The organism is Oleispirillum naphthae (assembly GCA_027864655.1).
GTDB classification, from domain to species: domain Bacteria; phylum Pseudomonadota; class Alphaproteobacteria; order Rhodospirillales; family Rhodospirillaceae; genus Oleispirillum; species Oleispirillum naphthae.
In genome coordinates, this window is the sequence record JAQAZG010000004.1 from 84723 (window position 1) to 104348 (window position 19626).

The window sequence follows — 19626 nt, forward strand, 5'->3', positions numbered from 1 at the left end:
GCCGATCATGACCATGGACCTGGACGGGGTTGCGCTGACCCGCGATCTGGTCGCTTTCCGCACCGTCAACCCGCCGGGGGAGGAGCGCGCCTGCGCCGCCTTTCTCGCCGACATCCTCGCCGCGGCCGGGTTTTCCTGCACGCTGGCGCCGCTCGCCGAGGGGCGCGTCAACCTGATCGCCACGATCGGCGATGCGGCGGCGGAGCCTCTGGCCTTCACCGGGCACATCGACACCGTGCCGCTCGGGGCCAAGCCCTGGTCGGTGGACCCCTTCGCCGGGGAGATTGCGGACGGCAGGCTCTACGGACGCGGCAGCAGCGACATGAAAAGCGGCGTCGCCGCCTTCGTCGCCGCGGCGGTCTCCCGCGCCCCCCGCCTCGCCGACGGGCCGGGGGTGATGCTGCTGATCACCGCGGCGGAGGAAACCGGCTGCGAGGGTTCGCTCGCCATGCAGGATGCGGGCATGCTGCGCCGCGCCGCGGCGCTGCTGGTCGGCGAGCCCACCGGCAACCGCCCCTTCGTCGGCCACAAGGGGGCGCTCTGGCTCAAGGCGGTGACCCACGGCGTCACCGCCCACGGCTCGATGCCCGAGGCGGGCGACAACGCGGTCTACAAGGCGGCGCACGCCATCGTGCGGCTCGAGGACTTCGACTTCAACGTCGCGCGCCACCCGGTGCTCGGCAAGCCGACGCTCAACGTCGGCACCGTCGCGGGCGGCCTCAACATCAATTCGGTGCCCGACCGCGCGGAGATGCAGATCGACGTGCGCACCATCCCGGGGCAGGACCACGCCCTTCTGCGCGAGGGATTGACCGGGGTGATCGGCGAGGCCGCGGACATCGAGACCCTGTTCGACCTCGGCGGCATCTGGACCGACCCGGCCACGCCGTGGGCGGCGCGCGTCATCGGCATCGCCCAGGGCGTCACCGGCGAGGCGTTCACCCCGCAGGGCGCGCCCTATTTCACCGACGCTTCGGTGCTCACCCCGGCGCTCGGCTCGCCGCCGACGATCATCCTCGGTCCCGGCGAGACCGCGCAGGCGCACCAGACCGACGAATACGCCCTGGTCTCCCGCATCGGGCAGGCGGTGGAGATCTACGGCCGCATCCTCGACGATTGGGTGAGCCGGTGATGCGCGTCGAACCCTGCGACCTGTCCGCCGTCGCGGCGCGGCAGGAGATCGCGGCGGGGCGGCTCTCCGCCGAGGCGCTGGCGCGCTCCTGCCTCGCCCGCATCGACGCCCGCGAATCGGAAATCCACGCCTGGGCGGCGATCGATCCCGAACTCTGGATGATGCAGGCGCGCGCCGCCGATGCCGTGGGCTGCCCCGGGCCGCTCGGCGGCCTGCCGCTCGGCGTCAAGGATATCGCGGCGACCCGCGACTGCCCCACCACCTGCGGCTCGCCGATCTATACCGGGACCCGTCTGCCCTTCGACGCCGCGGCGGTCGCGCTGACCCGCCGCGCCGGAGGCGTCATCGCGGGCAAGACGGTGACCACCGAGTTCGCCGGGTTCCATCCCGGCCCGACGCGCAACCCCTATGCCGCATCGCGCACCCCCGGCGGGTCGTCTTCCGGCTCCGCCGCCGCGGTGGCGGCGGGCATGGCGCCGTTCGCGCTGGGCACCCAGACCGCGGGCTCGATCGTCCGCCCGGCGGCCTATTGCGGCGTTGCCGGGTACAAGCCCTCCTTCGGCCTGATCGACGCCACCGGCATCAAGCCCTATGCGCCCTCGCTGGATACCGTGGGGGTGATCGCGCGCAGCGTCGCCGATTGCCGCCTGTGGGCGGCGGCGGTCTCCGGCGCGGACCTCGAAGCCCCGCCGCACCTGCCGGTGCGCCTCGGCATGTGCCGCTCTCCGGCGTGGGAGTCCGCATCGCAGGCGATGCGCCGCGCCTTCGAGATCGAGCTGCCGTCGCGCATGGAGATGGCGGGCTTTACCCCGGTGGAGGTGGACCTGCCCGGCGCGTTCGCCGACGCCATGGAGGCGCAGCGCCGCATCATGCGCTGGGAGGCCGCGCGCGCGCTCGCCTTCGAGGCGGAGACCTACGGCAACCTCCTGAGTGCGGGCCTGCGCGCCCAGATCGAGGAAGGCCGGGCGATGACCTGGGCCGAAGCCGTGGAGGCCTATGCCCTGCGCGACCGGGTGATCGCGCAGCTGCCCGGGGTGTTGGCCGCCGCGGGGGTGGAGGCCTTCATCTCGCCGTCGGCGCCGGGCGTCGCGCCGCCGTTTTCCGAAGGCACCGGCAGCCCGGACTTCAACCGCCTGTGGACGCTCTTGCGCGCGCCGTGCGTGCAGATGCCGGGGTTCTCCTGCCGCGAAACCGGCATGCCGCTCGGCATGCAGGTGGTGGCGCCGCAGGGCGAGGACGCGCTGGCCCTGGCTTTGGCGGAGCGGCTCGCCGTCGCGCTGGTGTAGCGGGGCTGCCGCCCCGCACCCTGTCAGACCCTCCAAACCTCCCGTTTGTTTTGCGCGCAGCGCCATGAGCCATCACGCGGCGTGACGGTTGATGGCCGCTGCGCGGCGAAAAACCAAGGGGGGTGCGGGGAGCCTAAGGTCCCCCGCAAAGGTTTGGTTTTTTAGAGCAATGCCGTGCCCTTCGCCGCCACGGCGGCGACGGTTTCCGCGCTCGGCGGGGTTTGCCCCTTCTTGAAACCCATCTCGGCGAGTTGCAGGTCGGCGAAGCCGGAGAAACCCGCATCCTCCAGCATTTTGGCGGCGCAGCGGCTGGGGCAGCCGTTGATGGCGAGCAGCGAGGGCGCGGCCTGCGCTGCCTCCATGGTGGAGGGCAGGCGCGCGCCGATGGCGGCGAGGCAGAGCATCTTCGCATGGCCGTCGCGCGCCAGCCTGCGCGCCGCGCCGTCGGCCACCGCGCCGACATCCGCCGCGCCGGAGCAGCTCACCACCGCCGGACGGTTGGAAGGGATCTCGCTCATCGGCCGTCTCCGCCTATTTCAGCAGCGCCTTGATCTCGGCGACGGAGGGCACCTTGCCCATGGTCTTGACCACGCCGTCCACCGCCAGCGCCGGGGTGATCGCCACGCCGTACTCGGCATAGCGCGCCATGTCGGTGACCTTTTCCATCTCGAACGCGAGCCCGAGCTCGGCCGCCGCGGTTTCCGCCTGCTGCGCCAGCTGATGGCATTTGGCGCAGCCGCCACCGAAAATTTGAATCTTCATCGTATGTTACTCCTCAGTTGAAGAAAGTTCCATAAACCATGCCGCTCGCCGCCGCCATCGCCACCACCAGGGCGACGAACGCCGCGGTCTTGCGCACCCCGAGAATCGAGCCGATCACCAGCATGTTGGGCAGGCTCAAGGCCGGACCGGCGAGCAGCAGGGCGAGCGCCGGTCCCTTGCCCATGCCCGCGCCGATCAGCCCCTGCACGATCGGCACCTCGGTGAGCGTGGCGAAATACATCAAGGCCCCGGCCACCGCGGCGAACAGGTTGGCCCCCACGCCGTTGCCGCCGAGCGCGGCCTCCACCCAGGCCGAGGGGATCAGCCCCTCGTGGCCGACCCGCCCGAGCAACAGCCCGGCCACCAGAACGCCGCCCAGCAGTAACGGCAGAATCTGCTTGGCGAACCCCCAGGAGGCGGCGAGCCACTCCCGCAGCTCTCCCGGCGCGCAGCGCGCCAGCCGCGCCGCAAGCGCCGCCAAGGCAAGCAGGAAGCTCCCGGCGAGAACCCACTTGCCGCCGTAGACCGCGGCCCAGATACCCTCCGCCTCTTGCGGCGCGCCCCAGTTGGCGAACACCAGAATGCCCACCAGCGCGGCGACCAGAGCCACGTCCCAACCCACGGCCCGCGCCTCCGGGGGCGGCAGGGCCATCGCCGCGGCGGCGCGCGCCTCCTCCTCCTTGCGGAACAGCAGGTGCATGCACACGCCGATCACCAGGCTGAACCCCACCGCGCCGACGGCGCGCGCGATGCCCATCTCCGGCCCGAGAATGCGCGCGGTCAGAATGATCGCCAGAACGTTGATCGCCGGACCGGCATAAAGAAACGCCGCCGCGGGGCCCAGTCCCGCGCCCATGCGGTAGATCCCGGCGAACAGCGGCAGCACGGTGCACGAACACACCGCCAGCAACCCGCCGGACACCGAGGCGACGCCATAGGCGACGAGCCTGGGCGCATCGCGCCCGAGATAGCGCAATACCGCGCCCTGGCTGACGAAGGTGCCGATCGCCCCGGCGATGAGGAACGCCGGAACCAGACACAGCAGCACATGCTCCCGCGCGTACCAGTGCGCCAGATACACCGCCTCCAACAGCGCGTTCTGCAGCCGCAAATTCTCCACCGGCAGGAAATACAGGGCGAGAAACCCACCCAAACCCACCGCCGCCGCCTTGATCTCAGTCCGGTTCATCATGTCCTCCCTGTGAAGGAGACGAAGCAGGCGGGAAAAGGATGCGGGGAAATTAAAGAAAAAACTTTGCGAGGGGACTCGATCCCCTCGCGCACCCCATGACTTTTGGTTTTTGCGCGCAGCGCGATAAGCCCGTGTAGCGGCAACATAGGTGTTGCCTGCCGCTGCGCGGCGAAAAACCAGTTATGAGGGGCGCGGGGAGACCGAGTCTCCCCGCGAAGTTTTGGTTGTCGTCACCCCCGCGGGGTGAAGCCGCAGACGCGGCCGGTTTCGTCGAGGGTGACGCGGCAGGCGGCGGAGAGGCGGGCCTTGAGGCGGGCGCGGGCGCGGCGCAGGCGGGCCTTGGCGGCGGGGAGGGTGAGGCCTTCGCGTGCGGCGAAGGCGGCCTGGGTGAGGCCGTCGAGGTCGCAGGCGGCGAGGATGGCGCGGTCGGCTTCCGGCAGTTCGGCCAGCACCCGCGGCAGGCAGGCGGCGAGGCCGTCCACCGGCTCGGTTTCCTGCGGTTCCGGCGCGGCGAGGTCTTCGGGCAGGGGGAGGGTTTCGCGGGCGAGGCGGAAGCGGTCGATGATCAGGCGGCGCGCGGTTTCGAACAGCCAGGCGCGGGGGTTGGCGACGTCGCAGAAGCGTTTTTCCTGGCGCAGGGCGCGGAGGAAGGTTTCCTGCAGGATGTCCTCCGCCGCGTCCGGCGCGCGGGCGGAGAGCCAGCGCAGCAGTTCCGCCTCGTGGCGGGACCAGGCGGCGGAGAGGCAGGGGAAATCCGTTTTGTTCAAGCGGGTCGTCATGGATTTTCAGAAGAGAAAAAAACGTCTAGGCGCGGGTCTTTTCCCAGATCGTCATGTGAGAAAGCCAGCGTCAGGGGAGGGAATTCACGCCGTGCTATGACCTCGCTCGGGCGCAGGAAGAGATGCCAGGTTTGGTGGCAATGGTCCGGTTCGTTTGCAGAAAAAGCATGCCATGAAAGAAGGGCCAGGTTCGCCCGTCCTTTCGGGTCGCGTACGGACTGGTATCGTATGGCCTGGACGCCCGCGGCGCGCGCGGCGTCCGCCAGGTCCTGGCAGGGTTGATAATCGTTGGGGCGAGTCCAAAGCGCGGCTTTGGAACTGAAGGGGGGGTGCGTAAGGTCGATGGTTTCGGCTTGGTACGGCACCTTGAAAGCGGTGATGTGCGAGGGGTCTTGCGGGAGAACCATCTCGGGAGATTCGGCAATGACCAAAGCACGTAGAAAAGCCATTTCGGCGATCGCCGTTTCAACCTCTTCGCTGCCGTAGAACACGCCATCCTTTTGATGCGCGCGGCGGAACCGGGATCCTTTATCGTAGGGCTCGTACCGAAACGGCGTGCGAAGCAAAGGGTGCAGGTGTTCGGTTCCCGGTGGCAGGCGCGGCTTGGCTGTTTCGATCTCTTCTTCCAGGATTCGTTGTTCCAGAAGGCTGTCGGCAAGCCGCATCGTCGAGACCCACCACTGGCCCTCGACGATGCGCCACAGGCGGCCTGTAAGAATGTGAGCTTCAGATCGGAGCGCGTCGAGAGTCCACATAGCCCACAGTGTCCACCAACCCGTTGACTTTTATGATCAGGTCGATCGGCCGGCCATAAAGGACCGTATTTTGCCCCGTCATCCAGGAACGGATTGCACGTTCGTCGCCACCGAGAATGGCGTCTATGCCGCGGAAGAGCCGCAAGAGCAGGAGCGCCAACTCATAGTGCTTGCTGCCGTGCTCGAGAACGTACCCCCCTCGTTTCATGCGGGAGACCGTAGCCTCTGAAACCCCCAATACTTCGGCCAAGCGTGCATTGGTCAGGCCGAGCCGGGATGCGGCGCGAACCGTGGCTTGCGACACGATGGCGGCACGCTGGGTAGGGGGCACGCTTGCAGTTTGGATGGACCCATTTTTCTGCATGGCAACCTCCTGTCCGTAGAAATATATTATATAATATATTTCTACGGACAGGGTATAACAGATTGAGAATCCTGTCTAGGCACTCTTCATGATTATGCCGCCATGCGTTCCAGCAGGCGGGCGATGAAGCCTTCGCAGGCGCGGATTTGCGAGAGTTCGATGTATTCGTCCGGCTTGTGCGCCTGGTCGATGTCGCCGGGGCCGCAGATCACCGTGGGCATGTTCCAGCGGGTCTGGAAGCGCCCGGCCTCGGTGCCGAAGGCGACCTTGCCGTAGCTGTTGGCGCCGGAGAGATGGCTGACCATGTGGACGATCGGGTCGTTGGGGTCGGTGTCGGAACCCGGCACCGAGGAGAGGACTTCCCAGGAAAAGCCGCAGGCGGGGTGCACCGCCTTCATCGGCGGCTCCAACTCGGCGGCGACGTAGGCCTTGATTTCCTCCAGCATTCCCATGCGGTCGTCGGCGGGCACGGCGCGGATTTCGAAATCGAAGGTGCAGTCCTGCGGCACGATGTTGAGCGCGGTGCCGCCCTCGATCAGGCCGGTGTGCACCGTGGTGTGGGCGATGTCGAACATCGTGTCGAAGGGGCCTTCCTGGCTTTTGCGCCGCGCCAGGGCCTTGAGGAAGGCGATGAGCTCGGCGGCGTATTCGATGGCGTTGACCCCGGTGGGGGCGAGCGAGGAGTGGCATTCCCAACCCTTCACCCGCACCCGCACGTTGACCTTGCCCTTATGGGCGAGCATCGGGCGCATCAGGGTGGGTTCGCCGACGATGCACATTTCCGGAATCACCGGCAGGTGGGCCATGTCCTCGATCAGGCTGCACACGCCGATGCAGCCCACTTCCTCGTCGTGGGAGAAGGCGAGGTGGACAGGCTTTTTCAGCTTCGCGGCGGCGAACCGCGGCACGTAGGCGAGGATGACGGCGAGGAAGCTTTTCATGTCCGCGGTGCCGCGGCCGTAGAGGCGGCCCTCCTTCTCGGCGACGGCGAAGGGGTCGGTGGCCCAGTCCTGGCCGTCCACCGGCACCACGTCGGTGTGGCCGGAGAGGATGACCCCCGGCACGTCGGCCGGGCCGATGGTGACGAAGAGGTTGCCCTTGGTCTTTTCCGCGTTGTAGGTGCGGCGGCAGGTGGCGCCGAAGCGGGTGACGTAGGCCTCGATCCAGTCGATCAGCGCGAGGTTGGAGTCGCGGCTGACCGTGGGGAAGGCGACCAGGGTCTTGAGGAGGTTCAGGGTGTCCAGGGACTCGGACGACATGATCGGTTTGCTCGCTGTTGTGACGAACGGTATTACGCCGCGGACCTGGCGAAGTCGGCGACGGTCGCGATCAGGCGGCCGACCGCCGCCTTGGTGGCGGCGAAGTCGGCATTCTTTTCGAAGGTGGTCTCGTTCATGTAGAGGCGGCGGTTGATCTCCACCTGTAGGCTGTGGCGGCCGGCGGTGGGGTCGGAAAAGGCGCGCACCAGTTCGACGCCCTTGTAGGGGTCGTTGACCGCCACGTTGAGGCCCTCGCCGTGCAGGCACTCCGCCACCGCGTGGGTGAACGCGGGGGCGCAGGTGGTGCCGTCGCGGTCGCCGAGCACGATGTCGGCGCGCGGAATGCCCGGACCCTCCGGCGCAAGCGCGCTGCTGAACTCCGGCATCGAGTGGCAATTGATGTGATAGACCGCGCCGAAGGCGGCGTGGCGCGCGTTCAGCAGGCGTTGCAGCGCGGTGTGGTAGGGCGCGTGATAGCGGGCGATGCGGGCCTCGCACTCGGCGACGGAGAGCAGGCGGTCGTAGATCGGGTTGCCCTCGGCGGACTTGCGCCAGATCAGGCCGAGGCCGTACTGGGTTTTGATGCCGGGCGCCAGGGGGCCGGGCCACGGCGCGTCCAGCAGGTCCTGGTCCATGTCGATGATCGAGCGGTTGGCGTCCATGTAGATGCGCGGGAAGTGGGCGAGCAGCAGCGCCGCGCCCGCCGCCGGGGCGGCGGCGTAGATCTCGTCGATGTACATGTCCTCGGCCTTGCGCAGCTCGCGCATCGGCAGGGCGGGGCGGAAGTCCTGCGGATAGTCGGTGCCGCTGTGCGGGCTGTCGAACACCGCGGCGACGCGGGCCTTGGGCTCCGCATCGGCGATCGACAGAACCTGGGGGATCGGCGCGTGCATTTACGGGGTTTCCTCGATCAGGTGGCAGGCGGCCTGGGAGTTGGGGCCGGTGGGGCGCAGCATCGGCCGTTCGGCGCGGCAGCGCTCGGTGGCGAACGGGCAGCGCGGGTGGAAGTGGCAGCCCGTGGGCGGATGCAGCGGCGAGGGAATCTCGCCGATGATCTGGCCGAAGGCCTGCTTGCCGGTGGAGATGCGCGGCATGTTGGCCAAGAGCGCCTGGGTGTAGGGGTGGCGCGGCGTGTCGAACAGCGCCTCGGTGGGCGCGGTTTCGACGACGCGGCCGAGATACATGATCACCACGCGGTCGGCGATGTGCTCGACCACGCCGAGGTCGTGGCTGATGAACAGGTAGGTGAGGTCGAAGTCGCGGCGCAGGTCCATGAACAGGTTGATGATTTGCGCCTGGATCGAGACGTCGAGCGCCGCCACCGATTCGTCGCAGACCAGGAACTGCGGTTTCACCGCCAGCGCGCGGGCGATGCCGATGCGCTGGCGCTGCCCGCCGGAGAACTGGTGCGGGAAGCGCTGCTTGTAGGCGGGGTCGATGCCGCACTTCAGCATCATCTCGTCCACGTAGTCCTCGAGCTTGTCCTTGCTCACCAGGCCGTGCACCAGGGGGGCCTCGCCGATGATCTCGAACACCCGCTTGCGCGGATTGAGCGAGGCGAACGGGTCCTGGAAGATCATCTGCACCGCGACGCGGGCGCGGTAGCGCTCCTGCGGCGGCATTTCGTCGTATGCGCGGCCCTGGAAGCGGAAGGTGCCCGCGGTGGGGTCGAGGATTCCGGCGATGACGCGCCCGAGGGTGGACTTGCCGCAGCCGGATTCGCCGACCAGGCCCACCACCTCGCCCTTCATCACGTCGATATCGACGCCGTCGAGCGCATGCACGCCGAGGGGCTCGGCCACCGGCAGGCCGAACTTCCTCAGCCAGGGGTCGAGGCGGCCCGGCTGCTTTTTCAAAAACACCATGTCGATGCCGCGGGCCGAGATCACCGGCACCTTCGGCACGAGTCCCGCGGCGGGGGTCTTCTGCGCGGCGGTCATGCCGGAACTCCTTGCGGCTGGTTCATCGGGTGGAAGCACCGCACCGCGTGGCCCTCGCCCGCGAGCTCGGGCATCGCCGTGCAGGCGGCGGAGGCGCGCGGACAGCGCGGCGCGAAGGCGCAGCCCGGCGGCAGCGCGAGGAACGACGGCGTCATGCCGGGAATCTGGGTCAGGCGGTGGCCGCGCTGGTTGCGGCTGGGCACCGAGCCGATGAGGCCGTGGGTGTAGGGGTGGCGCGGGCCGGACACCACCTCGGCGATGCTGCCGGTCTCGACGATGCGGCCCGCGTACATCACCGCGACGCGGTCGGCCAGCCCGGAGATGATGGCGAGGTCGTGGGTGATCCAGATCAGCGCGGTGCCGGTCTCGCGGCAGAGCGTCTGCACCTCGGCGAGAATCTGCGCCTGGATGGTGACGTCGAGCGCCGTGGTCGGCTCGTCGGCGATGATCAGGTCCGGGCTGTGCAGCAGCGCGATGGCGATGGCGACGCGCTGGCGCATGCCGCCGGAGAACTGGTGCGGATAGGCGTCGAGGCGTTCCTCCGGGCTCGGGATGCCGACGCGGCCGAGCGCGTCGCGCGCCTTGGCGCGGGCGTCGGCGCGGCTCATCCTGGCGTGTGCGAGCAGGGTCTCGACCATCTGGGTCTCGATCTTCAGGACCGGATTGAGGGTCATCATCGGGTCCTGGAAGATCATCGCGATGCGGTTGCCGCGCAGGTCGCGCAGGCGCTTTTCGCTCGCGGTGGTGAGTTCCTCGCCGTTGAGGCGGACCGAGCCCGCGACGATGCGGCCCGGCGGGTCGATCAGGCCGAGGAGCGAGAAGCCGGTCACCGACTTGCCGGAGCCGGACTCGCCGACGAGGCCGAGAATCTCGCCGCGATCGACGCAAAGGTCCACCCCGTCCACCGACTTGACCACCCCCGCCTCGGTGAAGAAGTGCGTCTTCAGGCCTTCGACCACGAGGGTCGGCGCGGCCCCGGAAACCTTGGTCTCGGTCATTTCTGGAGCCTCGGGTTGAGAATGTCGCGCAGATGGTCGCCGACCAGATTGATCGACACCACGGTGACGAGGAGCGTGATGCCGGGGAAGAAGCTCACCCAGTAGCGCCCGCTCATCATGAAGTCGAAGCCGTTGGCGATGAGCATGCCGAGCGAGGGTTCGGTCACCGGCACGCCGACGCCGAGGAAGGAGAGCGTGGCTTCCAGCGCGATGGCGTGCGCCACCTGCATCGTCGCCACGACGATCAGCGGCGGCAGGCAGTTGGGCATGAGGTGGCCGAAGACGATGCGCGAATAGGGCAGCGCGAGGCAGCGCGCCGCCTCGATGTATTCCTTGCGGCGCTCCACCAGGGCGGTGGCGCGCACGGTGCGGGCATAATAGGCCCATTGCAGGGCGACCAGGGCGATCATCACCTTATCGACGCCGCGGCCGAGGATGGCGAGCAGGATCAGCGCGATGAGGATCGGCGGGAAGCCGAGTTGCAGATCCACCAGGCGCATCACCAGGGTGTCGCGCCAGCCGCCGGAATAGGCGGCGAAGAGGCCGAGCGCCAGGCCGATGACCAGCGCGATGACGGTGGAGCCGACGCCGATGCCGATGGAGATGCGCAGGCCGTAGAGGATGGCCGAGAGCATGTCGCGGCCCTGTTCGTCGGTGCCGAGCAGATAGGGCTTGCCGTCGATGTTGGTCATCCCCGGTTCCAGGGATCCGTCTATGATGTCGAGGGTGGCGAGGTCGTAGGGGTTCTGCGGCGCGACCAGCGGCGCGGCGACGGCGAGGAGGGTGATCGCGGCGAACACGACCAGCCCGGAAAGCGCGATGCGGTTGGCGACGAACTTGCGCACCAGGCGGTGCAGCGGCGTCTCCACCGAGACGTCGAGGGCGGCGGTGGCGGTTGCTGCGGCCATCATGCCGACTCCTTGCGGCGGATGCGCGGGTCGAGGGCCGCGTAGATGAGATCGACCGCGAAGTTGATGGTGACGAACAGCATCACGGTGAGCATCAGGTAGGCGACGATCACCGGCCGGTCGAGGTGGACGATCGAGGAGATCAGGAGCTTGCCGATGCCGGGCCAGGAGAACACCGTCTCGGTGACCACGGCGAAGGCGACCACCGAGCCGAACTCCAGGCCGAGCACGGTGACCACCGGAATCATCATGTTCTTCAGCAGGTGCACCAGGATGACGCGGGATTCCGGCAGGCCCTTGGCGCGGGCGAACTTGATGTAGTCCTGGCCGATCACCTCCCGCGTGCCGGCGCGGGACAGGCGGATCACCAGCGAGGTCTTGAACAGCGCGAGGTTGACCGCGGGGAGGATGAGGTGCCGGAGGCCGGAGACGGTGAGGAAGCTCACCTGGATGCCGAGGAAGGAGACGGTGTCGCCGCGGCCGGTGGAGGGCAGCCAGCCGAGCCACACCGCGAAGATCATGATCAGCATCATGCCGACCCAGAAGGTGGGCAGCGAGAAGCCGAGGATGGACACCGCCATGATGCCGCGGCCGGTCGGCTGCTCGGGCTTCAGCCCGGCGATCACCCCGAGCGGGATGCCGATGAGAACGGCGATGAGGATGGCGGCGAGCGCCAGTTCCAGCGTCGCGGGGAAGCGCTCGAGGATGAGGCGCACCGCGGGCTCGTTGTAGATGAACGAGGTGCCGAGGTCGCCGTGCGCCGCCCCCTTGAGGAAGACGAGGAACTGTAGCCACAGCGGCTTGTCGAGCCCCATGCGGGCGATGGTGGCGTCGATTTCGGCCTGGTCGGCTTCGGGGCTGATCAGCATGTCCACCGGGTTGCCGATGGCGTAGACGCCGACGAAGACCAGGACCGCCATCACCGCGATCACCGTCAGGCCCTGCAGAAGCCGGTTGATCACATAGCCCATGTGCGGGTCAACCTCTTAAAAACAATCGAAAAAGGGTACAGGGAAGGCGCCGGGCCGCCCCACGGGGGACGGCCCGGGCGGGATTTCGCGCAGGCGGGTCACTTCGCCGGCTTGATCTCCATGGCAATGGTGTACTGATCGACGCGCGGCACGTAGGTCAGGCTCTTCTTCATCGCCCAGGGGGTCTTTTCGAAGTGGATCGGCACGATGCCGGTGTCCGCCGCGACCAGGGCCAGGGACTCCTGCAACAGGGCCTCACGCTTCGCGTCGTCGATGGTGGCGAGCGCCTGCTTCAGCACCTCGTCCATCTTCGGGTTGCAGTAGTTGGCGTAGTTGGTGGTGCCCATGCCGAGTTCCGGCTTGCGGCAGGCGACCAGAGACTTGAGCGGCGACGAGGCCTCGCCGGTGCCGGCGCCCCAGCCCGCGAGGAAGGCGGAGAATTCCTTCTTGCCGCGGCGGGAGAAGAACACCGACTTGGTGGTGGCGTCCACGTTGGTCTTGACGCCGATGCGGGTCCAGTACTGGGCGATCGCCTGGGCGACCTTCTCGTCGTTCATGTAGCGGTCGTTGGGGGTGCCCAGCGTGATCTCGAAGCCCTTGGGATAGCCCGCCTCGGCGAGCAGCTTCTTCGCGGTCTTGGGATCGTACGGGTCGGGCTTGAGCGCCGGGTTGTTGCCGAACAGGCCGGTGGAGATGATCTGCCCCGCCGGTTCCGACTGGGTGCTCATGATCCGGTCCTTGATCGCCTTGCGGTCGATGGCGAGCGACAGGGCCTTGCGCACGCGGGCGTCGTGCAGCGGGTTCTTCGGCAGCTTGATGCCCGGCGTCGGGGCGTCGGCGGAGTCGAGCGCGACATAGATGACGCGGTTGGACAGGCCATCGACGACGCGCAGGTTCTTGTCCTTGCGCAGCTTCGCCAGATCCTGGGACGGCGGGTTCTCGATGAAGTCCACGTCGCCCGCCAAGAGCGCGGCGACGCGCGGCCCGTCGGAGGGAATCGGCTTGAAGGTCACGGTGTCCCACACCGGCTTCTTGCCCCAATAGGCGGGGTTCTCGGTCAGGACTAGACGGTCGCCCTTGACGAATTCCTTGAGCAGGAAGGGACCGGAACCCGGCACCTTGCCGGCGTTGAAGTCCTCGGTCGCCGGGTAGCCTTCGATGCCCTCGCAGCCCGCCTTCTTGAAGACGATCGGGCCGGTGAGCTTGCCGCTGCCCGCCGGGATGATGCCGATGGTCGAAAGGTCGGTCGGCATCAGCGGATAGGGCTTCGCGGTGTGCAGGACCAGGGTGTAGTCGTCGGGGGTTTCCACCGACTCGATGGACTTGGTGTAGATGGTGAAGGCCGAGGGGCTGTTCGGCACCTTCGGCACGCGGCACAGGGTGAACACCACGTCCTTCACGGTGAACGGCGCGCCGTCGTGGAACTTCACGCCCTTGCGCAGCTTGAATTCCCAGGTGGTGTCGTTCAGTGCCTTCCACGAGGAGGCCAGGCTGGGCGACAGGCGCTGGTTGGCGTCCTGATCGATCAGGCTGTCGTAGATGTGGGTGAACATCGCGTTGTTGGGAACGAGATTGTGATAGTGCGGGTCGAGCGCGCTCGGCTCCGCGGACAGGCCGATCTTGAGATCGGCGGCAAGGGCGGGATTCGCAACTGCGAGAAGCCCCGCGACGAGGGCTGTCGTTCCAGTCAATCCGTAGCGCATTGTGAGAAGTCTCCACGTCTCCGGGTTCATCGATACGATCCGCACGCAGGTGGATGCTCTCCCGACAGGCATTTTTTGTTGTTGACGATATGTTAGGCACCTGCGAACCATAGCGTCAAATATGAATCATTCATAATTCCATTCGGAAATGCTATGGCCTCGCGAATCACCATGCGTCAGATCGAGGCGCTGCGCGCCGCGGTTCTCACCGGCGGCGCATCGGCCGCGGCGCGGCTGTTGAATCTATCACAACCCTCGGTCAGCCGCCTGCTCGCCGAACTGGAGCGCGAGGTCGGCTTCGCGTTGTTCGACCGCAGCAACCGCCGCCTGCGCCCGACTCCGGAGTGCGAAGTGATCTACGCGGAGGCGGAGCACATGTTCGCGGGGCTGGCCGGAATCGCCGCGCGCGCCAACGAGATCCGCCAGTCCGGCCTCGGGCATTTGCGCATCGCCTGCATGCCCAGCCTCTCCTCCGGGGTGCTGCCGAAGATCATCGCGCGCTTCTGCCGCACCCGGCCGGACGTGCAGATCTCGCTTTCCTCCTACGGTTCGGCGACGGTGGTGGAATGGGTGTCGCGCGGCCTGGTGGACGTGGGAATCGCGCTCAAACCCCTGGAAGCGCCCAACGTGGAGAGCCGGCTTCTGATCACCGCCGACATGGTCTGTGCGATTCCCGCGGCGCATCCGCTCGCCGCCAAGGCGGTGATCGAGCCTTCCGACCTGGCGGAAGTGGACTTCATCGGGCTCACCGACGACCGCCTCTCCTGGGGGGCGATCGCCAACGTGCTGCATGCCGCGGAGATCACCCCGAAGCGCCGCATCAGCACGCAGCGCGCCTATACCGCCTATGCCCTGGTCGCCGAGGGCGCGGGGGTGACGGTGGTGGAGCCGTTCACCGCCCACGCCTTCACCGACCGCGGCGTCGTCACCCGGCCGTTCGCGCCGCGCATTCCGCTGTCGTTCTACCTGTTCTTTCCCACCGGCAAGCCGCCCTCGGGGCTGGTCCGCGAGTTCTGCGCCGCGACGCAGGAGTTCCTCGCCCGCATCAGCGGAGCGGGCGGTCTTGGCAAAATCGGGCCGATGTGATATTGATAATGACAATCAATATCACATAAGCGGTTCCCCAGGCCGCATCCCCCTGACGAGAAAAAAGCCGGAAAGGATGACGGCGATGGAACGCATCGGCCTTTTCTACGACAGCGACACCGGCACCACCAAGCGCGCCGCCAAGGCGGTGAAGGCGCACTTCGACGACCTGGAGATGACCGCGCCGATCCCCGCGGAGACGGCGACGGCGGAAGAGGTTCTGGGCTTCCGCCACCTGGTGTTCGGCCTGCCGACGATCGGCATCGGCAACATGCCGGCGGGGTGGACCCGCCTGCTCGCCCGCCTCGAGGATGCGGACCTGAGCGGCCGCACCGTCGCGCTGTTCGGCCTGGGCGACCAGCTCTGCTATGGCGACAGCTACGTCGATGCGATGGGCGATCTGGCCGATTTCCTGGCCTCGCGCGGGGCGAAGCTGGTCGGCGCGTGGCCGGCGGAAGGCTACGAATGCGCCGCATCGCGGGCGCGCCGCAACGGCAGCTTCGTCGGCCTGGCGCTCGACGAGGACAACCAGCCGGACCGGACGCCGGACCGCATCGCCGCCTGGGCCGCCGCGCTGCGCCGCGAGTTCGGCCTGCCGGACCGCGCCTGAGCGCCGCTTTGCCGCTTCCGCGCTTTCCCTTATGATAGGGGCGGAAGCGGGGCCGGAGGGGGCCTCGCGGCACGGGAGGCCCGCCCGGTGGATTCGCTGCGCACCGCCGATCTCTATCCGCCGATCGCGCCGTTTTCCTCCGGCATGCTGCCGGTGGGGGACGGCCACACCCTCTATTGGGAACAGTGCGGCGCGCCCTGGGGCCTGCCGGTGGTCTACCTGCACGGCGGGCCGGGCTCCGGCTGCCTGCCGGTGCACCGCCGCTTCTACGACCCCGACCGCTACCGCATCGTGCTGTTCGACCAGCGCGGCTGCGGCCGCTCCACGCCTTTGGGGGAAACCCGCGCCAACGCCACGGCGCGCCTCGTCGCCGATATCGAGGCGCTGCGCGCCCACCTCGCGATCGACCGCTGGCTGGTGGTCGGCGGCAGCTGGGGCACCACGCTCGCCCTCGCCTACGGCCAGGCGCACCCGGAGCGCTGCCTCGGCTTCCTGCTGCGCGGGGTGTTCCTGTTCGGCGCGGAGGAGGTGGCGTGGTTCCTCTCCGGCATGGGGCGCTTCTTCCCCGAGGCGGAGCGCCGCTGGCTCGGCCACCTGACGCCCCCGGAGCGCGGCGACCCGCTCGCCGCCTATGCGCGGCGGCTCGCCGACCCCGACCCGGCGGTGCACGGCCCTGCGGCGCACCTGTGGAACGCCTACGAGCACGCCTGCTCCAGCCTGCGCGGCCCGGGCGACGAGACGGTGTGCTGGCAGGTGCCCGCGGCGGTGGGCGGCGACGTGGTCGCCCTGGCGCGGCTGGAGGTCCACTACATGCAAAACCTCGGCTTCCTCGCGCCGGGCCAGCTTCTCGGCGGCATGGCGGCGATCCGCCACCTGCCCGCGGCGGTGGTGCAGGGCCGCTACGACATGGTCTGCCCGATCCGCACCGCGGAGCGCCTGGTGCGCGCCTGGCCGGGCGCGGCGTTCAGCATCGTCCCCGACGCCGGGCATTCGGCCTTCGAGCCGGGCATCCGCGCCGCGGTGGTGCGCCACACCGACGCCTTCGCCCGCGCCGCCCTGGGCGGTCCGCCCGGCTTCGCGCGGTGATGCCGATGATCGAGGTGACGCCGCAGATCGCGATAGCCGAAACCGAGATCGAGGAGCAGTTCGTCCGCGCCTCCGGCCCCGGCGGGCAGAACGTCAACAAGGTGTCCACCGCGGTGCGCCTGCGCTTCGACGCCGCCGCCTCGCCCGCCCTGCCGCCCGACATGCTGCGCCGCCTGCGCCGCATCGCCGGTTCGCGGATGAGCCGCGACGGCGTGCTGACCATCCTCGCCGAGGAACACCGCAGTCAGCTCCTCAACCGCCAGGCCGCGCTGGAACGCCTGCTGGAGCTGCTGCGCCGCGCCGCGGAAAGGCCGAAGCATCGCATCCCCACCCGCCCCGGCCTTGCCGCCAAGCAGCGCCGCCTGACGGCGAAACGCAGCCGCGCCACGGTGAAACAGGGGCGCGGCCGGGTGCGCGGGGAGGAGTAAGCCCCCCTTCGCGCTTTGACGATGCGCCGATTCGCGGGTATAACCCGACCGAGTGTCCCCGTAGCTCAGCAGGATAGAGCATCGGATTCCTAATCCGAGGGTCGGAGGTTCGAATCCTCTCGGGGACGCCAAACCCCAGGACCATTCCATGGTCCTGGGGTTTGGCGTTTTCGGGCGCTGAGAGAAGCCTCCCGGTTCGGCGGAGGACGCGAAGCGTCCGCAGCGACGCCGAAGGCGGTCCGAGGGCAGCGCCGAGGATGAAAAGCCGCGTTTTGACGCGGATTTTCACAATCCTCTCGGGGACGGGAAAAATCATTTTTAAACCAGATTGCGAGTGTATCTCGCATATATAATTAAAAATACCTCAAGTATATCTATATAAAATGTGAGTAATTTTAGGGTATATTCCAGAGTTTATTAAAAATAAATATGTCTAAATTCTCCGAAATGGAACAATTTTACAGTCATTATCGTTTTTTTCTGCGGTTTCTTTTTTGAGCCGAGGTTGGGGCAGATCGACTACGCGACAGTCTCCATTGGCAAGGTAGCCGATTGGAAGGCCTGCCAGCACTTCGACATCATGGGCGGGGAGGCGAATGGCATCCAACAGTGTCGCAATCGACACGCCTGCATCTTCAATGATCAGCTTGATCGAACGCGAGAGAAGGCGGGTTGCTTCCTGCTCTAGCGTGTCGTCGAGTGGTTCTCGGCGACGCCATCCTCTTGCGCTACGCGCCTTAAAAAGCCGGCTAGCATGTTCATCTGTTATGATTTCCAGATCTTTGCAGCGGTACACCATCGCTCCTAAAGAGACCTTCCACCGTTCTTTTAATGCCAGAATACCGTCAAGTGTCAGTACGGGGATTTCTGCCGGGAAACTGTCGCTGGGCATCAGGAATGCACTTGCGAAACGATGTGCCTGCGTTTCGATGAGTTTCAGGTTAGTCGCGAATTCCACGGAGTCGATATTGCGGTGAAGGATCAAGTGCGCGAGCTCATGGGCAGCGTCAAATCGAGATCGAACACAGGTCTTCTTGTCACTCGCCAGCAGCACATACGGACGTCCATCAAGTTCTGACCATGCTGACATCCCATCCAATGCCTCAGATTCGACTTCGTCGTAAGCTACAACGATTCCCGCGTTCTCCATTGCAAGGATCACATCGGAAATCGGGCCACACCCCAATCGCCAGTGCTTACGGCAAGCATCGGCGGCAGCTTCAATGTCATCCGTTCTGAGTCCTTTGAAGTGAGGCAGCTCCAGGTTCGGTATATTTAAAAGAGGGAGATCAACCCACTCCTGAATAGTTATTGAGATGTCTTGCATCCAGTGCAATCGCGCGCCGCATCGTTTGCGGTAGCTCGCTGTCGCGCTCACGAGCGATCGAAAGAAGATCGGGTTTACTCCATGTCTCGATGGTGGTTTGAGAAAAAAGGCCTTCGATACGTTAAGAGCGCGGGCAAGGTCTTCTAGTGCCTCTGGATCGGGGGTCTGACGGCCGCTTTCCCAGTTGGAAAGGGTCGAGCTTGCCCTGCCAACGAGCTGAGCGAGAGCCACCTTGGTGATGGCTCTCGCTTCTCTTGCCTCCGTGAGGCGCTCACTTTGGAATCCCGGGCTGCCTACTCGCATGGCCGTGACCTCCTACTCAAAGCAACGGACGTAGATTTATGCGTCGTCTCCGTCATCGTTCTTTTTTGCCCGCTTCTTGAGAGTCGGGCGCGCACGGTCTTCCACAATTACGGTTCCGCCGGTGTTATGCGCATCGATGATCTGCTGAAGAGAGGCACGACAAAGAATGGATTCGCAGTCGCCTGAAGGAATCACGACGCCCAGCCATGCGAGGCCGGGGGCTTTCCACGAGCCGACGACAGCGGTCAGAACGCCATAAATCGTTCCTGGAATGGGCGGGGTTATATTCCGAAAGAAGTCCAACTGCAAAGGAGAAAGCCACGCATTGGCAGAGGCCATAATGCGGCGAGTTTTTCCTGGTCTGGGAAGTGTACCAGGAGAGCAGGCGCGCGCTCGGCCCAGGACGAACCCAGGCAGGTGAACTATACTAAAATGCCCTCCGGCAGGTTGTGTTTCCACGGATTCGTTATGGGCTCCATAACGGTCTCCAGCGAGCCTAAAGGCATGCTCGGCGTGGAGGTGGAAAAGCTGTCCTCGCGCTTGTGCTCGCTCCGGTGTATCGAACCTTTCGGCCTCTTGCCACGCTTGCGCCAGCGCGCTTTCGGTCGATTCTTGAAGGGCGACAGCGAGGGGCTGAGGGATAAGATCGACAAGGCGTTTAAGCATCGCGTCGAGGCTCCAGGTTTCGTGTATCAGGATTTTATCCGAAGAAAGCTTCGTTTTCAATCCCTGTTAGG

At 66.7% G+C, this 19626-nt stretch carries 21 protein-coding genes and 1 tRNA gene; 7 read left to right on the forward strand and 15 right to left on the reverse strand.

All coding sequences use genetic code 11. The features are described 5' to 3' along the window. Nucleotides 1-7 precede the first annotated feature (7 nt). Nucleotides 8-1132: a M20 family metallopeptidase gene (locus O7R11_RS06165; protein WP_337996624.1), complete on the forward strand. Its 1125-nt coding sequence runs from the start codon at nt 8-10 to the stop codon at nt 1130-1132. Then, nucleotides 1132-2418 (forward strand): amidase, encoded by a 1287-nt coding sequence (locus tag O7R11_RS06170; RefSeq protein WP_337996625.1) that lies wholly within the window; start codon nt 1132-1134, stop codon nt 2416-2418. Before O7R11_RS06165 ends, O7R11_RS06170 begins: the two co-directional genes overlap by 1 nt. 161 nt (nt 2419-2579) lie before the next feature. Here the strand turns inward: O7R11_RS06170 and O7R11_RS06175 are convergent, their stop codons facing one another. The 13 genes from O7R11_RS06175 to O7R11_RS06235 all read right to left on the reverse strand — a co-directional run bounded on the left by O7R11_RS06175 (nt 2580) and on the right by O7R11_RS06235 (nt 14049). Continuing rightward, on the reverse strand, nt 2580-2936 hold the full coding sequence (locus tag O7R11_RS06175; protein WP_337996626.1) for a putative zinc-binding protein: 357 nt from the start codon (nt 2934-2936) through the stop codon (nt 2580-2582). Nucleotides 2937-2949: 13 nt separating this feature from the next. Further along, a complete protein-coding gene (locus O7R11_RS06180) occupies nt 2950-3180 on the reverse strand; it encodes an MTH895/ArsE family thioredoxin-like protein (RefSeq protein WP_337996627.1) in 231 nt (76 codons plus the stop codon). A gap of 13 nt (nt 3181-3193) precedes the next feature. Next, the gene (locus tag O7R11_RS06185; protein WP_337996628.1) at nt 3194-4372 is read right to left on the reverse strand and encodes a permease; all 1179 of its coding nucleotides are present in this window, start codon (nt 4370-4372) and stop codon (nt 3194-3196) included. Between the two features lie 230 nt (nt 4373-4602). Then, entirely contained in the window at nt 4603-5151 is a 549-nt protein-coding gene (locus tag O7R11_RS06190; protein ID WP_337996629.1) for a sigma-70 family RNA polymerase sigma factor, read from the reverse strand. Continuing rightward, a complete protein-coding gene (locus tag O7R11_RS06195) occupies nt 5148-5906 on the reverse strand; it encodes an RES family NAD+ phosphorylase (protein WP_337996630.1) in 759 nt (252 codons plus the stop codon). Before O7R11_RS06195 ends, O7R11_RS06190 begins: the two co-directional genes overlap by 4 nt. Continuing rightward, a complete protein-coding gene (locus O7R11_RS06200; RefSeq protein WP_337996631.1) occupies nt 5878-6270 on the reverse strand; it encodes an antitoxin Xre-like helix-turn-helix domain-containing protein in 393 nt (130 codons plus the stop codon). Before O7R11_RS06200 ends, O7R11_RS06195 begins: the two co-directional genes overlap by 29 nt. A gap of 92 nt (nt 6271-6362) precedes the next feature. Further along, nucleotides 6363-7529: an acetylornithine deacetylase gene (argE, locus tag O7R11_RS06205; RefSeq protein WP_337996632.1), complete on the reverse strand. Its 1167-nt coding sequence runs from the start codon at nt 7527-7529 to the stop codon at nt 6363-6365. A 32-nt stretch (nt 7530-7561) separates the two neighbouring features. Continuing rightward, nucleotides 7562-8422 carry an N-formylglutamate amidohydrolase gene (locus O7R11_RS06210; protein ID WP_337996633.1) on the reverse strand — a complete coding sequence of 287 codons (861 nt, stop codon included), beginning with the start codon at nt 8420-8422 and terminating at the stop codon, nt 7562-7564. After that, nucleotides 8423-9469: an ABC transporter ATP-binding protein gene (locus O7R11_RS06215; RefSeq protein WP_337996634.1), complete on the reverse strand. Its 1047-nt coding sequence runs from the start codon at nt 9467-9469 to the stop codon at nt 8423-8425. Beyond that, entirely contained in the window at nt 9466-10467 is a 1002-nt protein-coding gene (locus O7R11_RS06220) for an ABC transporter ATP-binding protein (RefSeq protein WP_337996635.1), read from the reverse strand. Before O7R11_RS06220 ends, O7R11_RS06215 begins: the two co-directional genes overlap by 4 nt. After that, nucleotides 10464-11378: an ABC transporter permease gene (locus O7R11_RS06225; RefSeq protein ID WP_337996636.1), complete on the reverse strand. Its 915-nt coding sequence runs from the start codon at nt 11376-11378 to the stop codon at nt 10464-10466. The genes O7R11_RS06220 and O7R11_RS06225 overlap by 4 nt, the downstream gene beginning before the upstream one ends. Further along, a complete protein-coding gene (locus tag O7R11_RS06230; protein WP_337996637.1) occupies nt 11375-12346 on the reverse strand; it encodes an ABC transporter permease in 972 nt (323 codons plus the stop codon). Before O7R11_RS06230 ends, O7R11_RS06225 begins: the two co-directional genes overlap by 4 nt. Nucleotides 12347-12444: 98 nt before the next feature. Then, on the reverse strand, nt 12445-14049 hold the full coding sequence (locus tag O7R11_RS06235) for an ABC transporter substrate-binding protein (protein ID WP_337996638.1): 1605 nt from the start codon (nt 14047-14049) through the stop codon (nt 12445-12447). Nucleotides 14050-14202: 153 nt separating this feature from the next. On the opposite strand from O7R11_RS06235, the gene O7R11_RS06240 reads away from it, so the two are divergent. From O7R11_RS06240 to O7R11_RS06260, 5 genes are all read left to right on the forward strand, one after another. Then, nucleotides 14203-15135, forward strand: coding sequence for a LysR substrate-binding domain-containing protein (locus O7R11_RS06240; protein ID WP_337996639.1), 933 nt, complete (start codon nt 14203-14205; stop codon nt 15133-15135). Nucleotides 15136-15220: 85 nt separating this feature from the next. After that, on the forward strand, nt 15221-15745 hold the full coding sequence (locus O7R11_RS06245) for a flavodoxin (RefSeq protein ID WP_337996640.1): 525 nt from the start codon (nt 15221-15223) through the stop codon (nt 15743-15745). An 87-nt stretch (nt 15746-15832) separates the two neighbouring features. Continuing rightward, nucleotides 15833-16831: a prolyl aminopeptidase gene (gene pip, locus O7R11_RS06250; protein ID WP_337996641.1), complete on the forward strand. Its 999-nt coding sequence runs from the start codon at nt 15833-15835 to the stop codon at nt 16829-16831. Nucleotides 16832-16836: 5 nt separating this feature from the next. Then, complete coding sequence (gene arfB, locus O7R11_RS06255) at nt 16837-17259, forward strand: alternative ribosome rescue aminoacyl-tRNA hydrolase ArfB (RefSeq protein ID WP_337996642.1); 423 nt, start codon at nt 16837-16839, stop codon at nt 17257-17259. A 54-nt stretch (nt 17260-17313) separates the two neighbouring features. Next, nucleotides 17314-17390 (forward strand) — tRNA-Arg (locus O7R11_RS06260). Nucleotides 17391-17692: 302 nt separating this feature from the next. Here the strand turns inward: O7R11_RS06260 and O7R11_RS06265 are convergent. Continuing rightward, a complete protein-coding gene (locus tag O7R11_RS06265) occupies nt 17693-18889 on the reverse strand; it encodes an XRE family transcriptional regulator (RefSeq protein WP_337996643.1) in 1197 nt (398 codons plus the stop codon). Nucleotides 18890-18925: 36 nt separating this feature from the next. After that, entirely contained in the window at nt 18926-19615 is a 690-nt protein-coding gene (locus tag O7R11_RS06270) for a hypothetical protein (RefSeq protein WP_337996644.1), read from the reverse strand. Nucleotides 19616-19626: the final 11 nt, after the last annotated feature.